Origin of the sequence: Streptantibioticus ferralitis (genome assembly GCF_029223525.1) — a bacterium.
Classification (GTDB): Bacteria; Actinomycetota; Actinomycetes; order Streptomycetales; family Streptomycetaceae; genus Streptantibioticus_A; species Streptantibioticus_A ferralitis.
The window spans coordinates 12,663-36,327 of the sequence record NZ_JARHTQ010000026.1 but is presented as its reverse complement, the minus strand read 5'-3'; the positions used below and the strand labels follow the sequence as shown (position 1 = coordinate 36,327).

Sequence of the window (23,665 nt, the reverse complement as noted above, 5' to 3'; positions counted from 1 at the left end):
CTGGGTCGGACTCACTGCTTTCAGTGTTGGACTTACCGGCTGAAACTAACGACAAAACGGGCAAAATTTAGCGCTTCTTAGTCAAAACAAGATTCGGGGGCGAAACAACCCAATCAACACACGCGACCGGCGGCACCGCCGATGTCTGCGATAGACATTGTGTTCACGGGCCGCCCCGCAGCGGCAACGCGTTTTCGAAAGGGGCCAGGCCAGTGACGCCAAGGGGAGTGCCCGGGGAAGGACTGACCGGCAACACACCCACGCCCAGGATGCGCCGCACCGGTGGCGCCATAGCGGGCGTCCTCTCGCTCACCGCGCTGGCCGCCCTCACCGGCTGCTCAGGCCCCGGCAGCACCGGTAGCGCCACCGACAACTCGGGCATCAGCAGTCGCACCGACTCCGCGAGCGCCGCCCCGCCCGGCAAGTACCGCACCCTCCCCGAGCCCTGCGGCGCCGTGAGCTCCGGCACGCTGCACCAGCTGCTGCCCAACTCGCAGGACTACGGCGGCGAGGCCGCGGTCACCTTCGACACCGACCGCCGGGTCGGCTGCAAGTGGAGCGGCTCGGTCTCGGGGGGCAACCGCTATCTGCACGTCGACTTCGAGCGAGTGGTCAGCTACGACCCGGCCGTCAGCGACGAGGACAAGGCGGCACAGGAGTACCAGCAGCTGGCGGCGGCCGCGCACATCCCGGTCGAGACACCCGCCCCCAGCGGGACCCCCGGCCAGAGCCCGGGGCCGAGCCAGAGCCCGACCCCCGGCGCCAGCGCCAACGCGTCGCCCTCGCAGTCACCGTCGACACCCCCGCCCTCCGGGAGCGCCTCCGCGAGCGCCGCCCCCGACACCGCCCCCCGGCGGGTCGGCGGCATCGGCGACGAGGCATTCCTCAACGACGCCCTGATGACCCGCGATTCCGGCGTGCACCGGGACGTGACGGTGGTGTTCCGTACCGCCAACGTGCTGGTCACCATCGAGTTCTCGCAGTGGTCCAGCAATGCGTCGGTGATGCCGCAGAGCCTCGATCTGCAGCTGGGCGCGCACGGCCTCGCACAGGAACTGGCCAAGAAAATCGAAGAATAGAGTGCCCACCAGGCACCGGCGAGACGAATAGCACATCCGGTGCGCACAAGGACAGCGCGCCACGCAGAGCACGTATTGTGTCCATTTACGTCTGCGGCCGGGACGGTCGCGCGTCACGCAACAACCGCCCCACAACGACAGAAGGACCCATGCACAGACCAGCTGCTCCGCGCCTCGCCCGCCTGCTCGCATGCGCCGCCGTGCCGGTGATGCTGATCACCGGCTGCTCCTCGGGATCCGGTTCCTCGCCGAACGGCCAGCAGGGGCAGAGCGGATCGCCGTCCACCGCGTCCGCCACCTCTTCGTCCCTCGCCGCGGCCAAGTACAAGGCGATTCCGGACCCGTGCAAGGCCATGTCCCCGGACACCGTCAACCACCTGGTGCAGAGCGCGAAGGACCCGAACGGATCGGCGGCGAAGTCGACCGATTCCAAGACCCGCGGCGGCTGCTCCTGGAACGGTCTGGACGGGTACCAGTTCCGCTACCTGGACGACTCCTTCCAGCGGTTCGACTCGATACCCACCGCTTCCGCGGAGGACCAGGCCAAGACCTCGTACCAGCAGGCCGTAACGAGCACCACCGGCAAGGCGTCCAGCCCCAAGGCCACCCAGCTGAGCGGCCTCGGCGACGGCGCCACCCTCGTCACCTGGGACGACAAGAAGGGCGACGACGCCTACCACAACGCGACCGTGGTGGCCCGCTCCGCCAACGTCGTGGTGGTGGTCGACTTCAACGGCGCGGGTATGCAGGGTGATGACAAGCCCAAGGCCGACGAAATGGACAAGGACACCCAGCAGGCCGCCAAGGAAGCCCTGGCGTCCCTGAAGTAACGACTGGGCCAACGTCCCGGCCCGCTGCGGATCCTCCCGCCCTCGGCGCCCGGCTCGTATGGCAGGCTGTGCCGCGCCAGTTGCCGAGCGCGGGAGGGCCGCGGGATGTCCGCGATACGTATGGGCCGCACGCACCGGCTGTTGGTCGGTGTCGTCGTCGCCGGAGCGGTGGTCATCGCCGCGATCGGCTTCGCCGGTTCCTATGCGGCGGTACGGGACTTGGCGCTGCGCAAGGGGTTCGGCTGGTTCGCCAACGTCTTTCCGATAGGCGTCGATGCCGGGATCGTCGTACTGCTGGCGCTCGATCTGCTGCTGACCTGGTTCCGGATCCCGTTCCCGCTGCTGCGGCAGACCGCCTGGCTGCTGACGGCCGCCACCATCGCGTTCAACGGCGCGGCGGCCTGGCCCGATCTGCTCGGCGTCGGGATGCACGCGGTGATTCCGGTGCTGTTCGTGGTCTCCGTCGAGGCGGCCCGGCATGCGATCGGGCGGGTGGCGGACATCACCGCCGACCGCCATATGGAGTCGGTGCGGGTGGCGCGCTGGTTGCTCGCCTTTCCGTCCACGTTCCGGCTGTGGCGGCGCATGAAGCTGTGGGAGCTGCGCTCCTACGACGAGGTGATCCGGCTGGAGCAGCACCGGCTGGTGTACCGGGCACGGCTGCGCGCCAAGTACGGGCGCGCCTGGCGGCGCAAAGCACCGGTCGAGTCGCTGATGCCGCTGCGGCTGGCACGGTACGGCGTGCCGATCGCCGAGACCGCGGCGGCCGGTCTCGCCGCGGCGGGCATCACGGTTCCAGAGGCGGCCACCGAGGCGCTGCCCGCCCCGGTCGCGGCGACTCCCGTCACCGCAGCCCCCGTCGAGGCGGCCCCGCAACCGCAGCCCGAACCCGAACCCGTACCGGCGGAGTACACCGCTGCACCACAGCCCGCACCGGCGGAGCCCGCTGCTCCGCCGGTGACCGTGCCGGTCGGGCCCGGTCGGCGCCGGACGCTCATTCCTCCGCAGCCGGAACCGGAGCAGCCGGTACTGCCCGATGGCGTCACGGTGGAGGAGGCGTTCTTCACTGCCTTCAGCTCATACGTCACGAACCACGGGGAACCGCCCAACGCCCGCCAGTTCGGGCTGTACTTGACGGACGGCTACGGCATCACCGCCGAGAACGGCGGCCCGCTCAGCGAGCAGTACCTCCGCCTGTACCTGCGCGAACTGCGCGAGCGCTACCACCTTGAGGTGGAACAGGTCGGCTAGCGCCTATCGGCTAGCGCGCCTGGCGTAACGGTTCTTCGCCCGGTCGCGGTGAGCCGCTCCCAGGGGCCGCCGCTGGTGCCGGTTGCGGTGAGCTCGAAAACCGCCGGTCCACAACGTCGTGGTTGCGCACCACTGCGGCGGAAAGGGCTATCCGCCGCGACGGCACCATGTCCGCAACCACCAGCCCACGTCATCGCGGCCACCCGCCGCCACCGAGGCGACAACATCCCCGCCGAACGGTGCCGTCGGCCACCCGCCGTTGCCGGGCAACAACAAAATCTCCGCCGCGACGGCGAGCAAGCACAGTGCCGGAGCCCGGCGGTGCCGAACCACCGCAACCCGCCGGGAAACGCCGACGGAGCCCGCGCAGCGGACCCGGCGAACCGGCGGCGGGCCGGCCATCGTGCCAACCCGCCGCCGGAACAAAGCCGCTAGCTGGCCGCGAGCAGCTCGCGGACTCGGTCGGCGCCCACGGCGAGCAGCAGGGTGGGCAGCCGCGGACCCGTGTCGCGGCCGACGAGCAGCTGGTAGAGCAGCGCGAAGAACTGCCGCTGGGCGACCTTCAGCTCCGGGGTCGGCTTGGCGTCCGGAGCCAAGCCGGCCTGCAGCTTCGGCACCGCGTAGACCAGCGTGGTCAGCCCGTCCAGCGACCAGTGCTCGTCCAGGCCGTCGACCAGCAGCTTGAGCGCCTCGCGGTCGGCGTCGCCGAGGGTGGCGAGGGTCTCGCGGTCCGGTTCGGTGCGCACCCGGGTGCGCTCGTCCTCGTCCACGTGCGTGGAGACCCAGTTCTCCGCCTTGTCCAGCCGCGGACGCGTCTCGTCCAGCGAGGAGATCGGGTTCTCGATGGTGAAGTCACGCAGGATCCGCAGGGTCTGCTCCTCGTGGCCGGTGGTGATGTCGACCACCGAGGCCAGCGTACGGAATGGCAACTTCCGCTCAGTGGTGGGCAGTTCACCGGCCGCGGTGCGGGCGGCGCGGGAGTGGATCGCGATGTCGACCGGCGCGGCGGTGCCCGCCTCGATCTTGCGCTCCAGCGCGTCCCACTCGTCGTAGGTGCGGCTGATCTCCTGGTCGAAGGAGATGTTGAAGGCCTGCTTGGGCTGACGGCGGGCGTACAGCCAGCGCAGCAACTGCGGCTCCATGATGCGCAGCGCGTCACCCGCGGTCGGCACACCGCCCTTGGAACTGCTCATCTTCGCCATGCCGCTGATCCCGACGAAGGAGTACGGCAGGTAGACCGGCGGCAGCCCGTCGAAGATCTCGCGGACCAGCTGCCCGCCGACGGTGAAGGAGGAACCGGGCGAGGAGTGGTCGACGCCACCGGACTCGAAGGTCACGCCCTCATACGCCCAGCGCATCGGCCAGTCGACCTTCCACACCAGCTTGCCCTGGTCGTGGCTGTCCAGCCGGAACGACTCGGAGTGCCCGCAGGCGGTGCAGGTGTAGGCGATCTCGGTGGTCTCGTCGTCGTACGAGGTGACCGCGGTCAGGTCGCGGTTGCACGCGCCGCAGTACGGCTTGTACGGGTAGTACGCGGTGCCCGCGCCGCCCTCGTCGTCCTCGGCGGCGCCTTCCGAGCCCTCGTCGGTCTTGGCCTTCTTGGTGCGGTACCGGCCGAGCACGGCGTCGATCTGCCGCCGCTCGCGCATGGCGTGCAGGATCTGCTGGCGGTAGGCACCGGAGGTGTACATCTCGGTCTGGCTGATCTCCCGGACCTCGACCCCGAGTTCCTTCAGCGCGGCCCGGAACGGCGCCTTGAAGTGGTCGGACCAGCTGGCGTGCTCGCCGGTCGGGTCGGGGACGGCGGTCAGCGGACGGCCGATGTGCTCGGCGAAGGACGCCGGCTGCCCGGCCGGTACCTTGCGCAGCCGGTCGTAGTCGTCCCAGGACAGGATGTGCTCACAGTCGACCCCGCGCCGCTTGATCTCGTCGGCGACCAGGTGCGGGACCATGATCTCGCGCAGGTTGCCCAGGTGGATCGGTCCGGAAGGGCTGATGCCGGAGGCGCAGACAATCTTTTTGCCCGGAGCCCGCCGCTCGGCTTCCGCGATGATGTCGTCCGCAGCGCGGGCGACCCAGTCGGCTTCGGTGCTCTGAGCCACTGTCTCTGCTTCCTTCCAGTTGGTCGGCTGCCATCCTGCTGGGGGATGCGGCCTGGACGGCTACACGTCCCCAGTCGATTGTCCCATCCCCGGGGAGCCGCCCTTCGCCATGGGATACTCGGATGGATTCGAATCCTCCATCCTTCTAAGGAACGGCATCCATCCCATGGCTTCGGTCCCTTCCCTCTCCGCCTCGATCCAGCAGCGTGTCTCGGCCGCCCTCGCGGCCGCAGTGCCGTCGGCCGCCGACGCCGATCCGCTGCTGCGACGTAGCGACCGGGCGGACTTCCAGGCCAACGGGGTGCTGGGGCTGGCCAAGCGGAACAAGGCCAATCCGCGGGAGCTGGCAGCGCAGGTCGTGGAGTCACTGCCGTCCGACGAGCTGATCGCCGAGGTCGAGGTCTCGGGTCCCGGCTTCCTCAACATCACGGTCTCGGACGCCGCCATCGTGCGCACCCTGGCCGCACGCGCCGAAGACGACCGCCTCGGTGTCCCGCTCGCGGACGACCCGGGCCGCACCGTGATCGACTACTCGCAGCCGAACGTGGCCAAGGAGATGCACGTCGGCCATCTGCGCTCCACGGTGATCGGCGACGCGATCGTGAAGATCCTGGAGTTCGCGGGCGAGACGGTGATCCGGCGCCACCACATCGGCGACTGGGGCACCCAGTTCGGCATGCTCATCCAGTACCTGATCGAGCACCCGCACGAGCTGGACCACCCTTCCGACGGGGACAGCGGCGAAGGCGCGATGTCGCGGCTCAACCGCCTCTACAAGGCGTCGCGGGCGCTGTTCGACTCCGACCCGGAGTTCAAGGACCGGGCCCGCCGCCGGGTGGTCGACCTGCAGGCGGGCGACGAGCAGACGCTCGCCCTCTGGCACAAGATCGTCGACGAGTCGAAGATCTACTTCTACTCGGTCTACGACAAGCTGGACGTCGAGATGCACGACGCCGACATCGTCGGCGAGAGCGCGTACAACGACATGCTGGCGGAGACCTGCAAGCTGCTGGAGGAGTCCGGCGTCGCCGTCGAGTCCAACGGTGCGCTGTGCGTCTTCTTCGACGACATCAAGGCCAAGGACGGCACCCCGGTCCCGCTGATCGTCCGCAAGGCCGACGGCGGTTACGGCTACGCGGCCACCGACCTGTCCGCGATCCGGGACCGTACCGGCAACCTGCACGCGGACGCGCTGCTGTACGTGGTCGACGCTCGCCAGGCGCTGCACTTCAAGATGGTCTTCGAGACCGCCCGCCGGGCGGGCTGGCTGACCGACGAGGTCACCGTGAGGCACCTGCCGTTCGGCACGGTGCTGGGCAAGGACGGCAAGCCGTTCAAGACCCGTGAGGGCGAGACGTTCCGGCTGATCGACCTGCTCGACGAGGCGGTGGACCGGGCCCGCACGGTGATCGCCGAGAAGAGCAAGGACCTCACGCCGCAGGAGATCGACGAGCGGGCCGAGCAGGTCGGCATCGGCGCCGTGAAGTACGCGGACCTGTCGACCTCGCTCACCCGGGACTACACCTTCGATCTGGACCGGATGGTCTCGCTCAGCGGCGACACCAGTGTGTACCTGCAGTACGCGTACGCGCGGATCCGCTCCATCATCCGCAAGGCGGGCGACATCGGCCCGGTGGCCCACCCGGAGCTGCCGCTGGCCCCGGCCGAGCGCCAGCTCGGCCTGGCGCTCGACGAGTTCGGCGACACGCTGGCCTCGGTACGGGAGACCTACGAGCCGCACAAGCTGGCCTCGTACCTGTACGGCCTGTCGTCCGCGTACACCGCGTTCTACGAGCACTGCCCGGTCCTCAAGGCCGAGGGCGGCCAGGTGATGGTGGAGAACCGCCTCTTCCTCTGCGACCTGACCGCCCGCACCCTGCGCCAGGGCATGGCCCTGCTGGGGATCCGGACGCCCGAGCGCCTCTGAATGCTTCCACGCGCCCCCTTGCGGCTGCCCCGGCTACTACTGCCGGGGCAGCCGTTTCGTCGTTAGGTCCTAAAGGTGAGGTCCCGTGGCCAAGAAGGACGAGGCAAGCAGGAGAAGCGACATGACGGCTACCCCGGAACGCCTCATCGACGTGGCCGAGTTGGCGTTCCAGAACCTTCCGGGCTACCGCCCCGAGATCCTCGGAGGACAGCTGATCGTGACGCCGCGCGCCGACACTCCGCACGCGGAGTCGCTCACCGACGTGATGATGCCGCTCCTGGCCGCGAACCTGCACCGCGGCGAAACCCGCGTCGTCCAGGCGATCGGCATCTGGCTGCCGACGGGTGAGGAGGACTACGCGATCCCGGACCTGGCGATCGTGGACGCGGACCACCAGGACCATGTGGTCCAGTACAACTGCGTGGAACCCGCGGCCTGCCGCCTCGTCCTGGAGGTCACCTCGTCCAACTGGCGCACGGATCTCTACACCAAGCCCGAGCTGTACGCGGTGGCCGGAATTCCTGTGTACGTCATCGGCGACCGCAAGCACGAGGAGGTCGTCGTGCTCAGCGATCCCCTCAACGGTGAGTACCGCTCCCGCTCGGTGTACGGGAAGGGGCAGACCTTCGTCCTGCCCGAATCCATCGGTGCCAAGGTCGAGTTGGACGTGGACTCGCTCCTCTTGGCCTGACCTCACCCCCAGTCAGGCGGTCATCCGCCTGATGTCCTCGGCGATGCCGGGCAGGGGCGCGGTCTGGCCGATGGTCGCGAACCAGTCCCACAGCTCCAGCGCGTGATAGAGCCGGTAGAGGTCGATGCGGTCGGCCGAGTCGGGCGGCAGAACGCTATATCCCTCGTGCAGCGTTTCGCGCTTCGCCTGGTCTTCTTCGCGGGCCTGGTGTGCTACCTGTCAGCCTGGCCGTCTGATCGAGGCTCGTTTTCATGGTCAGGGATTGACGTCGAGTACGCGCACAGATAGTCCCGTCCACCGGTTGGGAGCGGCCGTGGCGATGATCGCGCCGTCAGGTCGCTCAGCTGTCGGGGCAGCCGCGTACTGAACATGTGCAGCCGCCCACGTGGTCTCCCGTGCGACCGCAAGGGCGGCGGGCAGGTCCAACTCAAGCACGGTGATGCCGGGCAGGGCGGCGATGTGCTCAGCGGTGCCCGGGCGGGTGCGGTCGGCTTCCACCACGGCGCACGCTGGAGCGTAGAGATACCACCCCGATTGGGCGTGTGCCTGGTAAATCAGCCTGGAAGCAATCACATTCCCGCGACCCGCTGCCACCATGGCCGTGTCGTCGAACACGACGTGCGCCTCATCGCTCATCGGGCCGTCGCCTCAGCGAGGCGCCTGTCGATCTCCGCGTCGATTCGGCGCTCCTCGGCTTCGGTGGGGTTGTATCCGTTCCACTCCCGCAGCACCTCACGGGCCCTGGCAGCGCGTTCCGCACGTTCGGACGGCGTGAGCAGCGTGTCGGCGAGGCGGGCGAGATATGCCCGCAGCGACATGCCTTCGGCTGCGGCGACCTCGGCGAGGCGATCACGAGCTGCTTCAGGGATACGGATGTTGGCGTCAGCCACTGTGCGGCTCCTTCCCGACGTTGAGATCATACGGGTACGTACCCGTACCCGTATGTGGAACGTCGCGAGAGGTCGAACTCACACCACACGAACTTTCCGGGCACTCGCTCCCCCACACCCCACTTGTCGGCGAGGGCGGCCACCAGCCGTAGGCCACGGCCGGATTCGTCCTCGGCTGCCGTGTCGGGGATGCGTGGATCGCCGTCGCCGCTGTCGTCCACCTCCACGCGCAGTACGCCGTCCCCGGACAGCCCCAGCGAGACCTGGTAACCACGCCCCGGCGGGACGCCGTGCAGCAGCGCGTTGGTGGCCAACTCGCTTACGCAGAGCAGGATGTCGTCCGCGCGGGACACGATGTTCCAGTGCCGCAGCGCCCGCCGCGCGAACTCCCGTGCGGCGGGCACGGATCGGCGCGTGCGTGGGTAGAAGTGCTTGCTGAAGCACGACGGTTGAAAGCTGTCGCTCATGCGACAGATGGTTGCGGTGCGTATCGAAGTGGAACCAGTGCGTCAGCCCGTACGGATTCTCCGTACGGGCTTGTTCGAGGTGACGTACGGGCGGGGGTGGGGAGTTGGTCAGGCATGCGCGCCTCATCACCGAAGCCGAAGAAGAACGCGTCCGCTGAACGACTTGTCGGCGCCCAGGTGGCACTGTTCCGCAGGGCGGCCCGCTTGACGCAGCGGGAGCTGGCGCAACGGCTGGGCGTCCACGAGGAGACCATCGCCTCCATTGAGCAGGGGCGACGACCACTGAAGCTTGACCACGCCGAGGTGCTGGACGAACTACTGGAGACCAAGGGCGCGCTGGTGGTGGCGGTGGAGAATCTGCCGGAGCGGGCCAAGTTTCCTGTGTGGGCAGCGGAGTTCATCGACTACGAGCGGAAAGCGATCGCCCTCTCCTCGTACCAGAACCAGGTCGTTCCCGGATTGCTCCAGACCGAGAGTTACGCCCGCGCGGTCTTCCGCAATGAGATTCCGCTCCTGAGCGAGGTGGACCTTGAGCAGCGCGTCGCGGCGCGCATCGAGCGTCAGGCCATCCTGCGCCGCAAGATCCCGCCCAGCGCCAGCTTCATCATCTCCGAGGCCGTACTAACGGATCGCCTAGGCGGCGACGAGGTGTACGTGGAACAACTGCGGCACCTACGCGAATGCGCCGACCTGCCAGGCCTGTCCCTTCAGGTCATGCCGCTAGGCCGCATGACACACGCTGGGCTGTCCGGCCCGTTCATCCTGCTGGAGACCCCAGACCACAACCTGCTCGCCTACGCCGAAACCCAGCGCGGAAGCCTGCTCATTTCCGACCCGGACGAGGTCAGCATCCTCGCCCGGAAGTATGCGATGCTGCGGACGCAAGCCCTCAACCCCGAGGAAAACAAGGGTCTGTTGGACCGGCTGCTAGGAGAGCAATGAACGACGCATTGGAGTGGTTCAAGTCCAGCTACAGCAGCGAGCAAGGCGGCGACTGCGTCGAAGTCGCCTACGCCTGGCGCAAGTCCAGCTACAGCGGAAGCGAGGGCGGCAACTGCATCGAGATCGCCAGCCACCCCACCGCCGTCCACATCCGCGACTCCAAGGACCCGCAGGGTCCCACCCTCACCTTCACCCCCGCCGCCTGGGCGGCCTTCGCCGCCTTCGCCGCCGCGCAGGCGCCTGGTGAGGGGCGAGCCCGCGCCTGAAGGCGCGGGCTCCTGGTGTCGAGGGGTTACGGCTCGACGAACCGTACCGACCTGATGTCCATGGGCTGTGTCGCCGGTATGTCGTCGTGGGGCTGGATCACCTCGATGGGCGGGCCGGAGGCGGCGGGGCTCGGATACAGCTCAGCGGCGAGGTCGCTGGTGTTCCGTACGCTCTCGACGTGGAAGGCCGGTTTCAGCTGCTGGTCGCCCGGGCGGGCCTTGAGGTCGCGTTCGTTGCCGTTCATGTCGGGGTCGGTGAAGAGTTGCAGGTCCTGAGCCATGACATAGCTCCTTACCGATTACGACCGGTTTGTTCCCCCGGGGTATGAGGCTAGACGAGTGACCGCCGGTCCGCGACCTGAGCGTCGGCCGCCGGGCCGAGTGAAGATCTTTTGGAAAAACGTGAAAGAGCCGCGCCGAATTCGCGTCAGGTGGCCTGTCCGACTGCCCGCTCGACCCGTTATGTTCGGCGGATCGGCAGGCGAACACGGCGGAAACACGGCACAACCACCTCGTCGCCCGCACCTCCCGCACGTGCCCTATGGTTCTGCGTACCGCGCACCGGGGGCTCTCAGGACTTTCTCAGGCCCGCGGTGCATCGTCGGGTAGCTTCGAGGGTCCGGGTTCGCCCGCACAGTTGCGTGGGTTCCGCAACAGGACAACCAAAACCCCCGATCAAACGTCTTCTTTTCGTCGGGGCGCAGACGAGGGTGTGAGTATGACTGGCAGCCGTGGGGCAGGCACCGGAGGACGGCGCGCTGCGCGCGGTCAGATACCGGCCAAGGGCCAGGGCCGCGCGGCGGCCCGAGCCCGCAAGGGCAAGCGCGACCCCAAGCGGATGTTCGCGATGGTCAGCATCGCCGTCGCGGTCCTGCTGGTGGCGGGCATCGGCGCGCTGTACCTGAAGCTCAACGGCAACATCACCACGTTCGACGCCAACGGCCTGAGCAAGGACCGCCCGGCGGACACCGCGGGCCAGAACGTGCTGCTGATCGGGTCGGACTCGCGGGCCAACGGCAATGACGCCCTCGGCGGCGCCGCGGGGGACGTGGCCCACTCCGACACCACGATCCTGCTGCACGTCTACTCCGACAACAAGCACGCGGTCGGGGTCTCCATACCGCGGGACTCGATGGTCGACATCCCGCCCTGTCTGATGCCCGACGGCAAGTGGACCGCCGACCAGCCCACCGGCCAGTTCAACACGGCGTTCACCCAGGGCAATTCAAGCGTCGGCAACCCGGCGTGCACGCAGAACACCGTGGAGAAGCTCACCGGCCTGCGCGTCGACCACACCATGGTCGTGGACTTCAAGGGCTTCGCCGCGATGACCTCCGCCGTGGGCGGTGTCCCGGTCTGCCTGCCCAACGCCGTCTACCAGGGCGACATGAACCCCAATCTGGGCCACAAGGGCAACATGGTCCTGCCGAAGGGCCTGCAGACCGTCTCGGGTGACAAGGCGCTGGACTACGTACGCATCCGGCACGGCATCGGTGACAACTCGGACATAGGCCGGATGAAGCGGCAACAGGCGTTCCTGTCCGCCCTGATCAAGAAGATCCAGGGACAGGGGTTCAACCCGACGACGCTGCTGCCACTGGCGGACGCGGCGACCAAGTCGCTCACCGTCGACCCCGGCCTCGGCTCCGCCAGCAAGCTGATGTCGTTCGCCATGGGGCTCAAGGGCATCGACCTGCACAACATCAAGTTCATCACCGCGCCGTGGCGCTACGCGGGCAACCGGGTCGCGCTGGTCCACCCCGACGTCGACAGCCTGTGGGCCTCGTTGAAGGCGGACCGCACGCTCGACGGGCAGGACGCCAGCGGCGGCAAGAAGCCCGCACCGGCCGCCTCGGCCTCCGCGACCGCCGCCTCCGACGTCACCGGTACCGGCATCGTCGTCGCCGTCTACAACGGCACCACCGATCCGGGTCTGGCGAGCAAGGCAGCGCAGAAGCTGCGCTCCGACAACTTCACCGTGACGGGTACCGCCACCGCCGCCTCGCAGCACCACGCGACCACCGTCATCGAGTACGGCGCCGCGCATCTGCAGGGCGCCCAGACCCTCGCCAAGCTGTTCCCGGGCGCCCAGTTGGAGCAGACCGCGACCTCCGGCATCAACCTGGTGCTGGGCCAGGACTACGCGGCCAACGCCTCGGGCTCCTCGGCGGGCTCGTCCTCGGGTTCCTCCCCGGCCCCGAGCGCACTGCCGTCGCAGGACGCCAGCCAGGCCCGGTCGGCCGACGACAACCCCTGCTCCAACCTCTCCTACGGGTGAACCGGGTTGGTCGCCGTGGCGGCGGACATCTCCTGCCGCCGCCACGGCGAGCAACCACGACGACACAGCCCGCCGGTGCCGAGCCGACCGCCACCCACGAACATCCGGTGATCACGCCCCGTTGGCCGCGGCCAACGGGGACCGGCGGGCGACCGCCAGCGCCGCCCCGTACGCCACCAGCACCACCGCGAGCAGCGGGTAGTACGGATAAGGCAGGGCGTGCAGGCCCAACGCCGCGCCCAGCGGCGAGAGCGGCAGCAGCAGGCCCACAGCGGCGAGCGCGCCGGTTGACCAGCGCAGCGCGCCGGGCACCCGGCCGGGGGCGGTACGCAGCAGCAGCATCACCAGCGCCTGGGTGATGAGGTTCTCGGTGAACCAGCCCGAGTGGAAGGCGGTCTGGCCGCCGCTGACCAGGCCGAGGATGGCGAAGGTCGCCAGGTCCGCGGCGGCGTTGATCAGCCCGAAGACGGTGATGTAGCGGCTGAAGGCGTACGGGCGCAGCACCGAGGGGCGGCCGCCGTCGGCCGCACCGGGCCGGTCGTAGGCGAACGCCAGCTGGGAGACGTCGAAGCAGAGGTTCTGCACCAGCACCTGGGCCGGCAGCATCGGCAGGAACGGCAGCAGCACTCCGGCCACCATCATGGAGATGACGTTGCCGACGTTGGAGGAGACGGCGATCCGCAGATAGGTGGCGATGTTGCCGGTGCCGCGCCTGCCGCTGGCCACCGCGGAGTCGATCGCGGTCAGATCCTTGTCGGCCAGCACCACATCGGCGGCCTCGCGGGTGATGTCGACGGCGTCCCGCGGGCAGAGCGCGACATCGGCGGCGTGCATCGCGGGTACGTCGTTGACGCCGTCGCCGAGGAACCCCACGGTGTGGCCGCCGCGCCGCAGCGCACGCACGATGCGCGCCTTGTGCGCTGGCGTGCAGCGGGCGAACACCACCCGGTCGGCGGCGAGTTGGGCCAGCCGGGCATCGTCCAGCTGGTCGATCTGCTCGCCGGTGACGATCTCGCCCGGCTCCAGGCCCAGTTCGGCGCAGACCCGGGCGGCGGTGCCCGGATGGTCGCCGGTGAGCACCTTGACGTCGACGCCGCGCCGGGCCAGCGCCGCCAGGGCGTCGTCGGCGGTGACCGCCAGCTCGTCCCGTAGCCCGACGAGGCCCAGCAGCGTCAGACCGCGCTCATCCGCCGGGGTGTACGGGCGGGCCCGCGCCGGGCGGTCGGCCGTCGCGACCGCAAGCAGCCGCAGGCCGTCCGCGGCCCGCCGCTCGGCCAGCCGCAGCACCCGGGCGCGGGTCTCGTCGTCGAGCGCGCACCGGTCCACCACGTCCTCGACCGCGCCCTTGACCACCAGGGTGTGCACACCGTGCCGCCCCGGACAGGCGACGACCGCGGTGACCAGTCGGCGCGCCGGATCGAACGGGATCACGTCGATACCGGTCACATCCGTGAGCGTCGCACGCGCGGCCGCCGGGTCGCGGACAGCCGACACCGTGCGCTCTCGCCGCGCGGGCGGAGAAGCGACCCAATCAGCGCTGTCGGCCGCGGTGTCGCCCAGCGATTCGGCGGCCAGCAGGATCGCCTCGTCCAGGGCGTCGGGCGCCGGGACGTCGGCCAGCTGGATCGTCCACAGGCTGTTGACGGCCGCCCAGTGCAGTACGGCCGGGTCGGTGCGGCCGTCGGCGTCCAGGTAGCAGTCGACGGCCAACTGGTCCTGGGTGAGGGTGCCGGTCTTGTCCACACACAGCACGTCGATCGCGCCCATGTCGTGCAGCGCGGGCAGCCGCTTGACGATGACGCCGACCCGCCGCGCGAGGTCGGCCGCGCCGCGCGCCAGTGCGGTGGTCACTATGACCGGCAGCATCTCGGGCGTGAGCCCGACCGCGACCGCGACCGCGAACGGCAGCGTCTCCAGGCCGCGGCCGCGCACCACCGCGTTGACCACCAGCACCAGCGGCGCGGCCAGCAGCATGAAGCGGATCAGCGTCCAGGAGATCCCGTTCACCGACCGGTCGAACGCGCTGGTGCGGCGCCGCGCCACTCCCCGGTGGGCGCCGGCGAAGTGGGTGCCGGGTCCGGTGGCGGTCACCACGGCGGTGGCCGTCCCGGCGGTCACGCTGCTGCCCGCGAAGCACAGATGCGGCTGGTCGAACAGCGGCCGCGCCAGGTCGGCCGGGGTGTCCGGCACCCGCTTGGGCACCGGCGCCGACTCGCCGGTGAGCGCCGCCTGGTGGACGGCGAGTCCGTCGGCCCGCAGCAGCCGGACGTCGGCTGGGACCATGTCGCCGGGACCGAGCCGCACCACGTCACCGGGGACGAGTTCCTCCACCGGGATCTCCCGCACCAGCGGCGCCGACTCCTCGGCCGCCCGCCGCTGCACGGTCGCGGTGGTCGCGATGAGTTCCCGCAGGGTGGCGACCGACCGGTCGGCGCGGTACTCCCCCGCCGACCGCAGCACACAGCTCACCGCGACGAGCACCGCTATCACACAGGCGGTGTTCCACGAGGTGGCGACGGCCGAGATCACCCCGAGTCCGAGCAGCACGGCGGTGAACGGATCGCGCAGCGTGCCCAGCAGCCGCCACGCCCAGGCGGCCGGCCGCTGCGGCAGCACGGCGTTCTCCCCGTACCGCTCCAGCCGCCGCTGTGCCTCGCTCTCGACCAGGCCGCGCGGCCCGGCGTCCAGCCGCCGCAGCACTTCCAACGGTGTGAGACCGGCCCCCGCCACCCCGGTCAGCGTGACGTCCGGTGCTTCCCTGGCCCCCGCCGGGACAGCGCTACGCGCCGAGGCCACGAAGGCCCTCCGGGCGCCCGGAGCGACGCCCCGGCCCGCGGTCGGCCAACTGCCCCACCATCAGGCACACGATGGTCACCACATCCGGGTCGTCCACCAGATACACCTGGCGGCGCCCCTCGCGCCGGGACCGTACGAGGCCGGCCAGCTTCAGCTTGGCCAGATGCTGGCTCACCGCGGGCAGCGCACCGCCCACCCGCTCGGCCAGACCGCTCACATCACACTCGCCCTGCGCCAGCACCCAGACGATGTGCAGCCGCGCGGGCGAGGCCAGCAGTCCGAACGCCGCGGCGGCCTCCTGGAGCACCTCGGCCGGCGGATCGGCGGAGTGCGGCACGTCCTGTGCGGGCGGCGAGGGCAGACGGCTCGGCGGATCGTGGAAACCCGCGCCTTCTCTGGCCACCGGTCGCCCTCCCCTCCACCGACGTGCGAACCGACGGCCCAGTCTACGCGCCGGGACGATTTACGGACGTACGTCGGGAAAGGCCAGGGAGGGCATCGGCCAGGCCGCGGATCTGCTCGTCGAGGAAGGCGGAACGGATCCGCGCGGCCAGTTCCACCGCCCGCTCACCGGCCTCGTACGCGCCCTTGGGGTCACCGAGCCGCAGCCGCGCGGTGGCGGTCCTGGCGAGCACCAGCCCGCGGGTGCGCACCAGCGCGGGGCGCAGCGTCTCGGCGGCCAGGTCGAACGAGGTGACCGCCTGGTGGTGGTCACCGAGGTCGAGATGGCAACTGCCCGCCTGGGCATGGATGTCGCCCTCGTCGATCCGGGGCAGCCAGTGCGGCTCGTCGTCGCCACGGCCGCGGATGCACAGTTCGGCGGCGAGCCCCAGCGCGCGCAGCGTCTCCCGGCGGCGGCCCAGTTTGGCGTGCCCGCGCGCCTCCCAGCCCAGCAGCACGGCGTGCAGCGCGGGCGCGTCGAGAGTGCGGGTGCGCTCCTGACCGGCGCGTACCGCGTCGACCATCACCTGCGGGCGGTCGGTCCGGTAGGCGCTGACCGCCAGATGCACCAGCAGGGTCGCGCCGACCCGGGCGTCACCGGAGGCGTGCGCGGTGCGCAGCCCGGCGAGCATCAGGCGCTGCGCGGCGGCGGCCGGGCGCCCGGAGTCCAGTTGGTACCAGGCCGCCTGACCGGCCGCGTCGGCGGCGATCGCGGCAAGCCGCCGACCGGTCGCCTCGTCGTAGCGGGCACCGCGCAACAGGCCGACGATCACGCCGAGATGGGCGGCCCCGGCCTGGGCGAGACTGCCGCCGCCGTGCTCGGCGTCCATCCCGCGCAGCAGGTCGGTGGTGGCCTGGAGCTGGTCGAGCAGATCCGCGGGGACGTCCGCGCCGGTGCGGTGCGGACGGGCCAGCCCGTACGGCGTGGCGGTTGCCCAGGCCTGGGCCACCGCCGACAGGTCCGGCAGCCGGGAGGCGGCCGGGCCGCTGCCGGTACCGCCCGCGGTGAGCGCAGCCGTCGCCTCGGCGAGCGCGGCGACGGCGTGCTCCGCGGTCCACGGCGCGTCCGGCTCCTGCCTGCGCACCTGTGCGGGCAGCGAGATGGCGGAGCCCTGCGGCGCGGCGGGCGCACTGCGCGGGACCGGGCGCCGCCTCGGCACCCGGACGAGATCGGCCGGAACGGCGAGCCCGTCGAGGAAGTCCACGATGCGGTCGATGCTGGTCAGCCGGCGGGCACCGGACTCCAGCATGGACAGGAATCCCTGGCTGAGGCCGGTGAGTTGGGCCACGTCCTCCTGCCGGATCGAGCCGCGCTGCCGCACCAGTCGGCTGACCTGCCCGAAGTTCCACGCGGCGAGCGCCTCACGGACCTCAGGGTCGGCCCAGACCCGCACAGGCACCCGCGGGGTGTCGTCGGCGGGCGGCAGGGCGGCCCGCGTGCAAGCGCCGCACAGTTCATCGGTGTTGTACGAACTGAGCAGACATCCGCACCGAGCGCACCGGCGGCCGACGGATGGTGCCTCGGCGGCCAGGGCAGGCGGCTTCGCCGTCGTCGTCATCGGGGTGCGCACCTCCAGCCGGGGTCCGCTCGACGTCAGTCACGCGCTTCACCCGTCGAACGTCCTTACAACTTCCGTACTGTAAGGGTGAGTTGGCGGTAGCTGTTAACGGGGTGGCCGGATATAGGCCTCCCCGGGCCGGACGGCCGGTTGAGATATCGGGGCGACAGGCCCGGAAAAAGGCCGGGCGTCCGGGCGGAACAGCGGTCGGTGCGGCGAAAAAGGGCGGGCGGGTGGGGAAAGATCCGGCCTCAGCCAGAGCCTTCCCGCACCCGCCCGCCAAGGAGCACCCAGCACGATCCGTCAGGCGCCGCGCAGCCGCACGGCGACCTCAGTCGCCCAGTACGTGAGCACCATCCCGGCACCAGCGCGCCGAACGCCCAGCAGTGTCTCCATGATCGCGGCGTCCCGGTCGATCCAACCGTTGGCCGCGGCCGCCTCGACCATCGCGTACTCGCCGGAGATCTGGTACGCCGCGACCGGCACATCCACCGCGTCCGCGACCTGGCGCAGAATGTCCAGATACGGCAGGGCGGGCTTCACCATGACCATGTCCGCGCCCTCGGCGAGGTCCAGCGCCAACTCCCGCATGGCCTCACGCGCATTGGCCGGATCCTGCTGGTACGTCTTGCGGTCGCCCTTGAGCGAGGAGTTGACCGCCTCGCGGAACGGACCGTAGAACGCCGAGGCGTACTTGGCGGTGTAGGCCAGTACGGACACCTCCTGGTGGCCCGCCGCGTCCAGCGCCTCACGGATCACCCGGACCTGGCCGTCCATCATGCCGCTCGCGCCGACCACGTCCACGCCCGCGTCCGCCTGCACCCGCGCCATCTCGGCGTAGCGCTCCAGCGTCGCGTCGTTGTCGACCCGGCCCCGGGCGTCCAGCACCCCGCAGTGGCCGTGGTCGGTGTACTCGTCCAGGCACAGGTCGGACATGACCACCAGGTCGTCGCCGACCTCGGCCTTCACATCGCGGATCGCCCGCTGGAGGATGCCCTCCGGATCGGTGCCCTGGCTGCCGACCGCGTCCTTGACCAGCGGCAGGCCGAACAGCATGATCCCGCCGACCCCCGCGGCGACGGCCTCGGCGGCCGCCTTCCGCAGGGTGTCACGGGTGTGCTGGACCACGCCCGGCATCGCGTTGATCGGCGTCGGCTCGCTGCTGCCCTCCCGTACGAACGCCGGGAGGATCAGGTCGGCCGGATGCAGCCGGGTCTCGGCGACCATCCGCCGCATCGCGGCGGTGGTACGCAGCCGACGCGGCCTGACCAACGGGAACTCTCCCGCCCGTCGCCCACCGCCCTCAAACGAGGCGCTGCGCGCCGCAGAGTCATCAGTGGTCATCCTCGAGCCCTCCTGCGCGATCCAGGGCGCCGCTCACTCGGGCGGGTGACCGGGTCCCCGGCCTCGACGGCCGCCGCCCGGCGCGCCCGGCCGAAGTCTGCCAGCGCCTCGGCGAGCGCGTGCACCGAGGGCTCCGGTGCCATCACGTCAACCCGCAGCCCGTGCTCCTCGGCCGTCTTGGCGGTGGCCGGGCCGATGCACGCGATCACGGTGACGTTGTGCGGCTTGCCCGCGATGCCGACGAGGTTGCGGACCGTACTCGAAGAGGTGAACAGCACCGCGTCGAATCCACCGCCCTTGATGGCCTCACGGGTCTCGGCGGGCGGCGGCGAAGCGCGGACCGTGCGGTACGCGGTCACGTCGTCGACCTCCCAGCCCAGCTCGATCAGCCCGGCGACGAGGGTCTCGGTGGCGATGTCGGCGCGCGGCAGGAACACCCGGTCGATCGGGTCGAAGACCGGGTCGTACGGCGGCCAGTCCTCCAGCAGTCCGGCGGCCGACTGCTCGCCCGACGGCACGAGGTCCGGCTTGACGCCGAACTCGATCAGCGACCTGGCGGTCTGCTCGCCGACCGCGGCCACCTTGATCCCGGCGAAGGCCCGCGCGTCGAGCCCGTACTCCTCGAACTTCTCCCGTACCGCCTTGACCGCGTTCACCGAGGTGAAGGCGATCCACTCGTAGCGTCCGGTGACCAGGCCCTTGACGGCACGTTCCATCTGCTGCGGGGTACGCGGCGGTTCGACGGCGATCGTCGGCACCTCGTGCGGCACGGCGCCGTAGGAACGCAGTTGCTCCGAGAGCGAAGCGGCCTGCTCCTTGGTGCGCGGCACCAGGACCCGCCAGCCGAACAGCGGCTTGGTCTCGAACCACGACAGCTGGCCGCGTTCGCCCGCCGTGCGCTCGCCCACCACGGCTATCGCCGACTGGCCCGGCTCCGGCGACGGCAGCGCCTTGCTGGCCTTCAGCTCGGCGGCGATGGTGCCGAGCGTGGCGGTCCAGGTGCGCTGCCGGGTGGTGGTTCCGGCGACGGTCACGGTGAGCGTGGTGTCCGGCTTGCGGCCGCTCGCGATCAGCTCGGCGGCATTGCCCGCGACGGTCTCCAGCGTGGTGCTGACCACCAGCGTGGAGTCGCTCGCCCCGGCCTCGGTCCAGCACCGCTGGTCCGCGGTGACCGCGTCGATGAACCGCACGTCATGGCCGATGGGCACACCGGCGTAGGCGGGCACGCCGACCGCCGTGGCGACACCGGGCACCACCTCGAACGGGATGCCCGCCTGGGCGCAGGCGAGCATCTCCTCGGCCGCCTCGCCGTCGAGTCCGGGGTCGCCCGCGACGGCTCGTACCACCCGCTTGCCGTTGCTCGCGGACGCCATGACAAGCTTGGACGCGTGCGAGGCGGCGCCCAACGCGCCGTCGATCGCCGTGATTTCGGGTGCCTCCGTAGCGGCCCGCGCGTGCTGGCGCACCACGTCGAGCACCTGCGGGTCTGCGACAAGGACATCCGCTTCGGACAGCGCCTCTACGGCGCGCAGTGTCAGCAGCCCGGGGTCTCCGGGCCCGGCACCGAGGAAGGTGACGTGCCCTGCGGCAGGCTTGTGCGTGGCGGTGGGGCTCAAAGTGCTCGCTCCCCCATCAGACCGGCCGCGCCCTTGGCCAGCATCTCGGCGGCGAGACCGCGGCCGAGGGCCATGGCCTCCTCGCGGGATGCGGGCAGGGTGCCGGTGGCGGACATCTGCACCAACTCGGCGCCGTCGGTCGTGCCGACGACACCGCGCAGGCGCAGCTCGGTTACATGCTCATGCTCGCCCGGATCGGCCAGCGCGCCCACCGGGGCGGAACAGCCGGCCTCAAGGGCGGCGAGCAGGGATCGCTCGGCCGTCACGGCGGCCCGGGTGACCGGGTCGTCGAGCTCGGCGAGCGCCTCGGCCAGCGCGGTGTTCACGGCGGAACACTCGATGGCCAACGCTCCCTGTCCGGGAGCGGGAAGTACCACGTCGGTGTCCAGGAACTGGGTGACGACGTCGATTCGGCCGATACGGTTCAGCCCGGCCGCGGCGAGCACGACGGCGTCGAGCTCACCGGAGGTGACGTACCCGACCCGGGTGTCGATGTTCCCGCGGATCGCTACGGTCTCGATACGGCGGCCCGACTCCCGTGCCCAGGCGTTCAGTTGGCACATCCGGCGCGGCGAGCCGGTGCCCACCCGGGCGCCGTCGGGCAGCTGCTCGAAGGTGCGCCCGTCACGGGCCACCAGCACATCGCGCGGGTCCTCGCGGACCGGGACCGCGGCGAGCACCAGGCCCTCGGGGTCGGCGGTGGGCAGGTCCTTCAGCGAGTGCACGGCGAAGTCCACCTCGCCCGCCAGCAGTGCGTCCCGCAGCGCGGAGACGAACACGCCGGTGCCGCCGATCTGCGCCAGCGCCTCTCGCGAGGTGTCGCCGTAGGTGGTGATCTCGACCAGCTCGACGGGGCGGCCGGTCAACTGCCTGACCCGGTCGGCGACCTGGCCGGACTGGGCCATCGCGAGCTTGCTGCGTCGCGTGCCCAGCCTCAGGGGTACGTGCTTGTCGTTCATGCCCGGTCTCGATTCGGGTCGCCAGAGTCGGCCCGGCTGACGGCGGCGACCGCCTGCGGGTCGAGGTCGAACAGTTCCCGCAGCGCGTCCGCGTACCCGGCGCCGCCGGGTTCGCCCGCGAGCTGCTTGACCCGCACGGTCGGCGCGTGCAGGAGCTTGTCGACGACCCGGCGCACGGTCTGGGTGATCTCCGCGCGCTGCTTGTCGTCCAGGTCTGGGAGTCGCCCGTCCAGCCGGGCGAGTTCGGAACTGACCACGTCGGCGGCCATGGTGCGCAGCGCCACCACGGTCGGCGTGATCCGCTCGGCACGCTGCGCCGCGCCGAACGCGGCCACCTCAGCGGAGACGATCCGCCGCACCGCGTCCACGTCGGCGGCCATCGGGGCATCGGCGGCGGCCGCCGCGAGGTCCTCGATGTCGACCAGGTGGACACCGTCGAGGTCGTGCACCGCGCCGTCGATGTCGCGCGGCATGGCCAGGTCGAGCAGCCCCAGGGGGCCGCTCGCGGTGCGCGCCCGCAGCGCCGCACTGACCGCGTCCCGGTCCAGTACCAGACCGGTCGACCCGGTACACGAGACGACCACGTCGGCGGCGGCCAGCTCACGGAAGACATCGGCGAACGGTACGGCGCGCCCGCCGAGCGAGGCGGCCAGCCGCTCGGCGCGGTCCACCGTGCGGTTGGCGATGACCAGTTCCGCCACGCCCTCGCGCGCCAGCGTGGCGGCGGCCAGCGAGGACATCGAACCGGCGCCGACCACCAGCGCCCGCTTCGCCGACAGTTCACCGATGTCACGCGTCAGCTGACCGAGGCCGAAGGTGACCAGGGACTGGCCCGCCTTGTCGATGCCGGTCTCGCTGTGCGCCCGCTTGCCGACCCGCAGCGCCTGCTGGAACAGGTCGTTCAGGGTGCGGCCCGCGGTGTGCAGTTGCTGCCCGATGCCGAGCGCGTCCTTGATCTGGCCGAGGATCTGGCCCTCGCCGACGACCATCGAGTCCAGGCCGCAGGCGACCGAGAACAGGTGGTGGACCGCCCGGTCCTCGTAGTGCACGTACAGGTGCGGGGTGAGTTCGTCCAGCCCGAGCCCGCTGTGCAGCGCGAGCAGCGTGGACAGTTCGGCGACGCCCGCGTGGAACTTGTCCACGTCCGCGTACAGCTCGATGCGGTTGCAGGTGCCCAGCACCGCGGCCTCGGCGGCCGGTTCCGCGGCGAGCGTGTCCTGCAGCAGCTTGGCCTTGGCGTCCGCGCTCAGCGCCGCCCGCTCCAGCACGCTGACCGGTGCGCTGCGGTGACTCAGGCCCACGACAAGAAGGCTCATGCCGGCATCACGGCGGGTACGTCCCCGTCGGGTCCTGGTCGTCTGGCCGGCTCGGTGACGGGCTCGGCCACCGCCTTCGGCAGGGTGTCGCGCGCCGCGGCCACTGCCTCGCCCAGGTCCTCACCGGCCTTGCGCTGCTCGTGGAAGGCGAGGATCTGCAGTTCTATGGACAGGTCGACCTTGCGCACGTCGACTCCGTCCGGCACCGACAGCACGGTGGGCGCGAAGTTGAGGATCGAGGTGACGCCCGCGGCGACCAGCCGGTCGCAGACTTCCTGGGCGGCCCCGGCGGGGGTGGCGATCACACCGATCGACACCTGGTTGTGCTCGACGATGTCTTCCAGCTCGTCGGTGTGCCGCACCGGCAGCCCGGCGACCATCTTCCCGGTCTGCGCGGGATCGGCGTCTATCAACGCGGCCACCCGGAAGCCCCGGGAGGCGAAGCCGCCGTAGTTGGCGAGCGCGGCGCCGAGGTTACCGATACCGACGATGACGACCGGCCAGTCCTGGGTCAGGCCCAGTTCGCGGGAGATCTGGTAGACGAGGTACTCGACGTCGTAGCCGACACCGCGGGTGCCGTACGAGCCGAGGTAGCTGAAGTCCTTGCGCAGCTTCGCGGAGTTCACACCCGCCGCGGTGGCGAGTTCCTCCGAGGACACCGTGGGGACGGACCGCTCGGACAGAGCGGTGAGCGCCCGCAGGTACAGCGGAAGCCTGGCGACGGTGGCCTCGGGAATCCCTCGGCTCCGGGTCGCCGGTCGGTGAGTTCGGCCAGTTGCCACGATGCTCCTGCGGGTAGAGCTGGGCTGCGGACGACCGCCGTCCGTGGGGCCGCCCCGTATACGCCAGGCTATGTCTTTGTGAACGCGTGCACAAAGATGGTGTCCGCTTTGTCCGCGGGAAGTGACGGG

21 protein-coding genes are annotated in these 23,665 nt (G+C 70.6%); 8 read left to right on the top strand and 13 right to left on the bottom strand.

Translation table 11 applies throughout. From position 1 onward, the window contains the following. Positions 1-212 precede the first annotated feature (212 nt). From P2L57_RS30020 to P2L57_RS30010, 3 genes are all read left to right on the top strand, one after another. Complete coding sequence (locus P2L57_RS30020) at positions 213-1,079, top strand: hypothetical protein (protein WP_275819783.1); 867 nt, start codon at positions 213-215, stop codon at positions 1,077-1,079. A gap of 149 nt (positions 1,080-1,228) precedes the next feature. Continuing rightward, on the top strand, positions 1,229-1,909 hold the full coding sequence (locus tag P2L57_RS30015; protein WP_275819781.1) for a DUF3558 domain-containing protein: 681 nt from the start codon (positions 1,229-1,231) through the stop codon (positions 1,907-1,909). A 105-nt stretch (positions 1,910-2,014) separates the two neighbouring features. Further along, a complete protein-coding gene (locus P2L57_RS30010; RefSeq protein ID WP_275819779.1) occupies positions 2,015-3,160 on the top strand; it encodes a DUF2637 domain-containing protein in 1,146 nt (381 codons plus the stop codon). Between the two features lie 431 nt (positions 3,161-3,591). Here the strand turns inward: P2L57_RS30010 and lysS are convergent, their stop codons facing one another. Further along, positions 3,592-5,262 carry a lysine--tRNA ligase gene (gene lysS / locus P2L57_RS30005; protein WP_275819777.1) on the bottom strand — a complete coding sequence of 557 codons (1,671 nt, stop codon included), beginning with the start codon at positions 5,260-5,262 and terminating at the stop codon, positions 3,592-3,594. Positions 5,263-5,428: 166 nt separating this feature from the next. Here lysS and argS point away from each other — a divergent pair, with 166 nt between their 5' ends. Both argS and P2L57_RS29995 read left to right on the top strand, forming a co-directional pair. Continuing rightward, the gene (gene argS, locus P2L57_RS30000; RefSeq protein WP_275819775.1) at positions 5,429-7,189 is read left to right on the top strand and encodes an arginine--tRNA ligase; all 1,761 of its coding nucleotides are present in this window, start codon (positions 5,429-5,431) and stop codon (positions 7,187-7,189) included. 121 nt (positions 7,190-7,310) lie between these two features. Further along, positions 7,311-7,880, top strand: coding sequence for a Uma2 family endonuclease (locus P2L57_RS29995; RefSeq protein WP_275819773.1), 570 nt, complete (start codon positions 7,311-7,313; stop codon positions 7,878-7,880). Positions 7,881-8,135: 255 nt separating this feature from the next. Here P2L57_RS29995 and P2L57_RS29990 read toward each other — a convergent pair whose 3' ends face one another. The 3 genes from P2L57_RS29990 to P2L57_RS29980 are packed head-to-tail and all read right to left on the bottom strand — an operon-like array spanning position 8,136 to position 9,237. Continuing rightward, positions 8,136-8,516, bottom strand: a complete 381-nt coding sequence (locus P2L57_RS29990) for a PIN domain-containing protein (protein WP_275819771.1) — start codon at positions 8,514-8,516, stop codon at positions 8,136-8,138. After that, a complete protein-coding gene (locus P2L57_RS29985; RefSeq protein ID WP_275819769.1) occupies positions 8,513-8,770 on the bottom strand; it encodes a hypothetical protein in 258 nt (85 codons plus the stop codon). Before P2L57_RS29985 ends, P2L57_RS29990 begins: the two co-directional genes overlap by 4 nt. Before the next feature lie 26 nt (positions 8,771-8,796). After that, positions 8,797-9,237, bottom strand: coding sequence for an ATP-binding protein (locus P2L57_RS29980; RefSeq protein WP_275819767.1), 441 nt, complete (start codon positions 9,235-9,237; stop codon positions 8,797-8,799). Positions 9,238-9,351: 114 nt separating this feature from the next. Here P2L57_RS29980 and P2L57_RS29975 point away from each other — a divergent pair, with 114 nt between their 5' ends. Next, positions 9,352-10,179, top strand: coding sequence for a helix-turn-helix domain-containing protein (locus P2L57_RS29975; protein ID WP_275819765.1), 828 nt, complete (start codon positions 9,352-9,354; stop codon positions 10,177-10,179). Continuing rightward, positions 10,176-10,445, top strand: a complete 270-nt coding sequence (locus tag P2L57_RS29970; protein ID WP_275819763.1) for a DUF397 domain-containing protein — start codon at positions 10,176-10,178, stop codon at positions 10,443-10,445. Before P2L57_RS29975 ends, P2L57_RS29970 begins: the two co-directional genes overlap by 4 nt. Before the next feature lie 26 nt (positions 10,446-10,471). On the opposite strand, the gene P2L57_RS29965 is transcribed toward P2L57_RS29970, so the two are convergent. Then, positions 10,472-10,726, bottom strand: a complete 255-nt coding sequence (locus tag P2L57_RS29965) for a hypothetical protein (RefSeq protein ID WP_275819762.1) — start codon at positions 10,724-10,726, stop codon at positions 10,472-10,474. A 437-nt stretch (positions 10,727-11,163) separates the two neighbouring features. Between P2L57_RS29965 and P2L57_RS29960 the strand changes: the two genes are divergently transcribed. Next, entirely contained in the window at positions 11,164-12,723 is a 1,560-nt protein-coding gene (locus P2L57_RS29960; RefSeq protein WP_275819760.1) for an LCP family protein, read from the top strand. A 111-nt stretch (positions 12,724-12,834) separates the two neighbouring features. Here P2L57_RS29960 and P2L57_RS29955 read toward each other — a convergent pair whose 3' ends face one another. The 8 genes from P2L57_RS29955 to P2L57_RS29920 form a co-directional block, all read right to left on the bottom strand. After that, a complete protein-coding gene (locus tag P2L57_RS29955; RefSeq protein WP_372515985.1) occupies positions 12,835-15,519 on the bottom strand; it encodes an HAD-IC family P-type ATPase in 2,685 nt (894 codons plus the stop codon). Then, entirely contained in the window at positions 15,503-15,856 is a 354-nt protein-coding gene (locus tag P2L57_RS29950) for an ArsR/SmtB family transcription factor (RefSeq protein ID WP_275819892.1), read from the bottom strand. The genes P2L57_RS29955 and P2L57_RS29950 overlap by 17 nt, the downstream gene beginning before the upstream one ends. 109 nt (positions 15,857-15,965) lie before the next feature. Then, a complete protein-coding gene (locus P2L57_RS29945) occupies positions 15,966-17,519 on the bottom strand; it encodes an NsdA family TPR-like regulatory protein (protein WP_275819758.1) in 1,554 nt (517 codons plus the stop codon). Positions 17,520-17,822: 303 nt separating this feature from the next. Further along, positions 17,823-18,863 (bottom strand): porphobilinogen synthase, encoded by a 1,041-nt coding sequence (gene hemB, locus P2L57_RS29940; RefSeq protein WP_275819756.1) that lies wholly within the window; start codon positions 18,861-18,863, stop codon positions 17,823-17,825. Next, entirely contained in the window at positions 18,860-20,479 is a 1,620-nt protein-coding gene (locus P2L57_RS29935) for a bifunctional uroporphyrinogen-III C-methyltransferase/uroporphyrinogen-III synthase (protein WP_275819754.1), read from the bottom strand. Before P2L57_RS29935 ends, hemB begins: the two co-directional genes overlap by 4 nt. Further along, positions 20,476-21,438, bottom strand: a complete 963-nt coding sequence (gene hemC, locus P2L57_RS29930; RefSeq protein ID WP_275819752.1) for a hydroxymethylbilane synthase — start codon at positions 21,436-21,438, stop codon at positions 20,476-20,478. Before hemC ends, P2L57_RS29935 begins: the two co-directional genes overlap by 4 nt. Continuing rightward, on the bottom strand, positions 21,435-22,754 hold the full coding sequence (locus P2L57_RS29925) for a glutamyl-tRNA reductase (RefSeq protein WP_275819750.1): 1,320 nt from the start codon (positions 22,752-22,754) through the stop codon (positions 21,435-21,437). Before P2L57_RS29925 ends, hemC begins: the two co-directional genes overlap by 4 nt. Then, positions 22,751-23,536, bottom strand: coding sequence for a redox-sensing transcriptional repressor Rex (locus tag P2L57_RS29920; protein ID WP_275819748.1), 786 nt, complete (start codon positions 23,534-23,536; stop codon positions 22,751-22,753). The genes P2L57_RS29925 and P2L57_RS29920 overlap by 4 nt, the downstream gene beginning before the upstream one ends. Between the last annotated feature and the right edge of the window lie 129 nt (positions 23,537-23,665).

Bases quoted from the DNA above. Each gene is read 5' to 3' on its own strand.
- P2L57_RS30015 (WP_275819781.1), top strand. From the start codon at position 1,229: ATGCACAGACCAGCTGCTCCGCGCCTCGCCCGCCTGCTCGCATGCGCC.
- P2L57_RS29960 (WP_275819760.1), top strand. From the start codon at position 11,164: ATGACTGGCAGCCGTGGGGCAGGCACCGGAGGACGGCGCGCTGCGCGC.
- P2L57_RS29980 (WP_275819767.1), bottom strand. From the start codon at position 9,237: ATGAGCGACAGCTTTCAACCGTCGTGCTTCAGCAAGCACTTCTACCCA.
- P2L57_RS30010 (WP_275819779.1), top strand. From the start codon at position 2,015: ATGTCCGCGATACGTATGGGCCGCACGCACCGGCTGTTGGTCGGTGTC.
- hemB (WP_275819756.1), bottom strand. From the start codon at position 18,863: ATGACCACTGATGACTCTGCGGCGCGCAGCGCCTCGTTTGAGGGCGGT.
- argS (WP_275819775.1), top strand. From the start codon at position 5,429: ATGGCTTCGGTCCCTTCCCTCTCCGCCTCGATCCAGCAGCGTGTCTCG.
- hemC (WP_275819752.1), bottom strand. From the start codon at position 21,438: ATGAACGACAAGCACGTACCCCTGAGGCTGGGCACGCGACGCAGCAAG.
- P2L57_RS29975 (WP_275819765.1), top strand. From the start codon at position 9,352: ATGCGCGCCTCATCACCGAAGCCGAAGAAGAACGCGTCCGCTGAACGA.
- P2L57_RS29970 (WP_275819763.1), top strand. From the start codon at position 10,176: ATGAACGACGCATTGGAGTGGTTCAAGTCCAGCTACAGCAGCGAGCAA.
- P2L57_RS29925 (WP_275819750.1), bottom strand. From the start codon at position 22,754: ATGAGCCTTCTTGTCGTGGGCCTGAGTCACCGCAGCGCACCGGTCAGC.
- P2L57_RS29965 (WP_275819762.1), bottom strand. From the start codon at position 10,726: ATGGCTCAGGACCTGCAACTCTTCACCGACCCCGACATGAACGGCAAC.
- P2L57_RS29945 (WP_275819758.1), bottom strand. From the start codon at position 17,519: ATGACGACGACGGCGAAGCCGCCTGCCCTGGCCGCCGAGGCACCATCC.
- P2L57_RS29995 (WP_275819773.1), top strand. From the start codon at position 7,311: ATGACGGCTACCCCGGAACGCCTCATCGACGTGGCCGAGTTGGCGTTC.
- P2L57_RS29990 (WP_275819771.1), bottom strand. From the start codon at position 8,516: ATGAGCGATGAGGCGCACGTCGTGTTCGACGACACGGCCATGGTGGCA.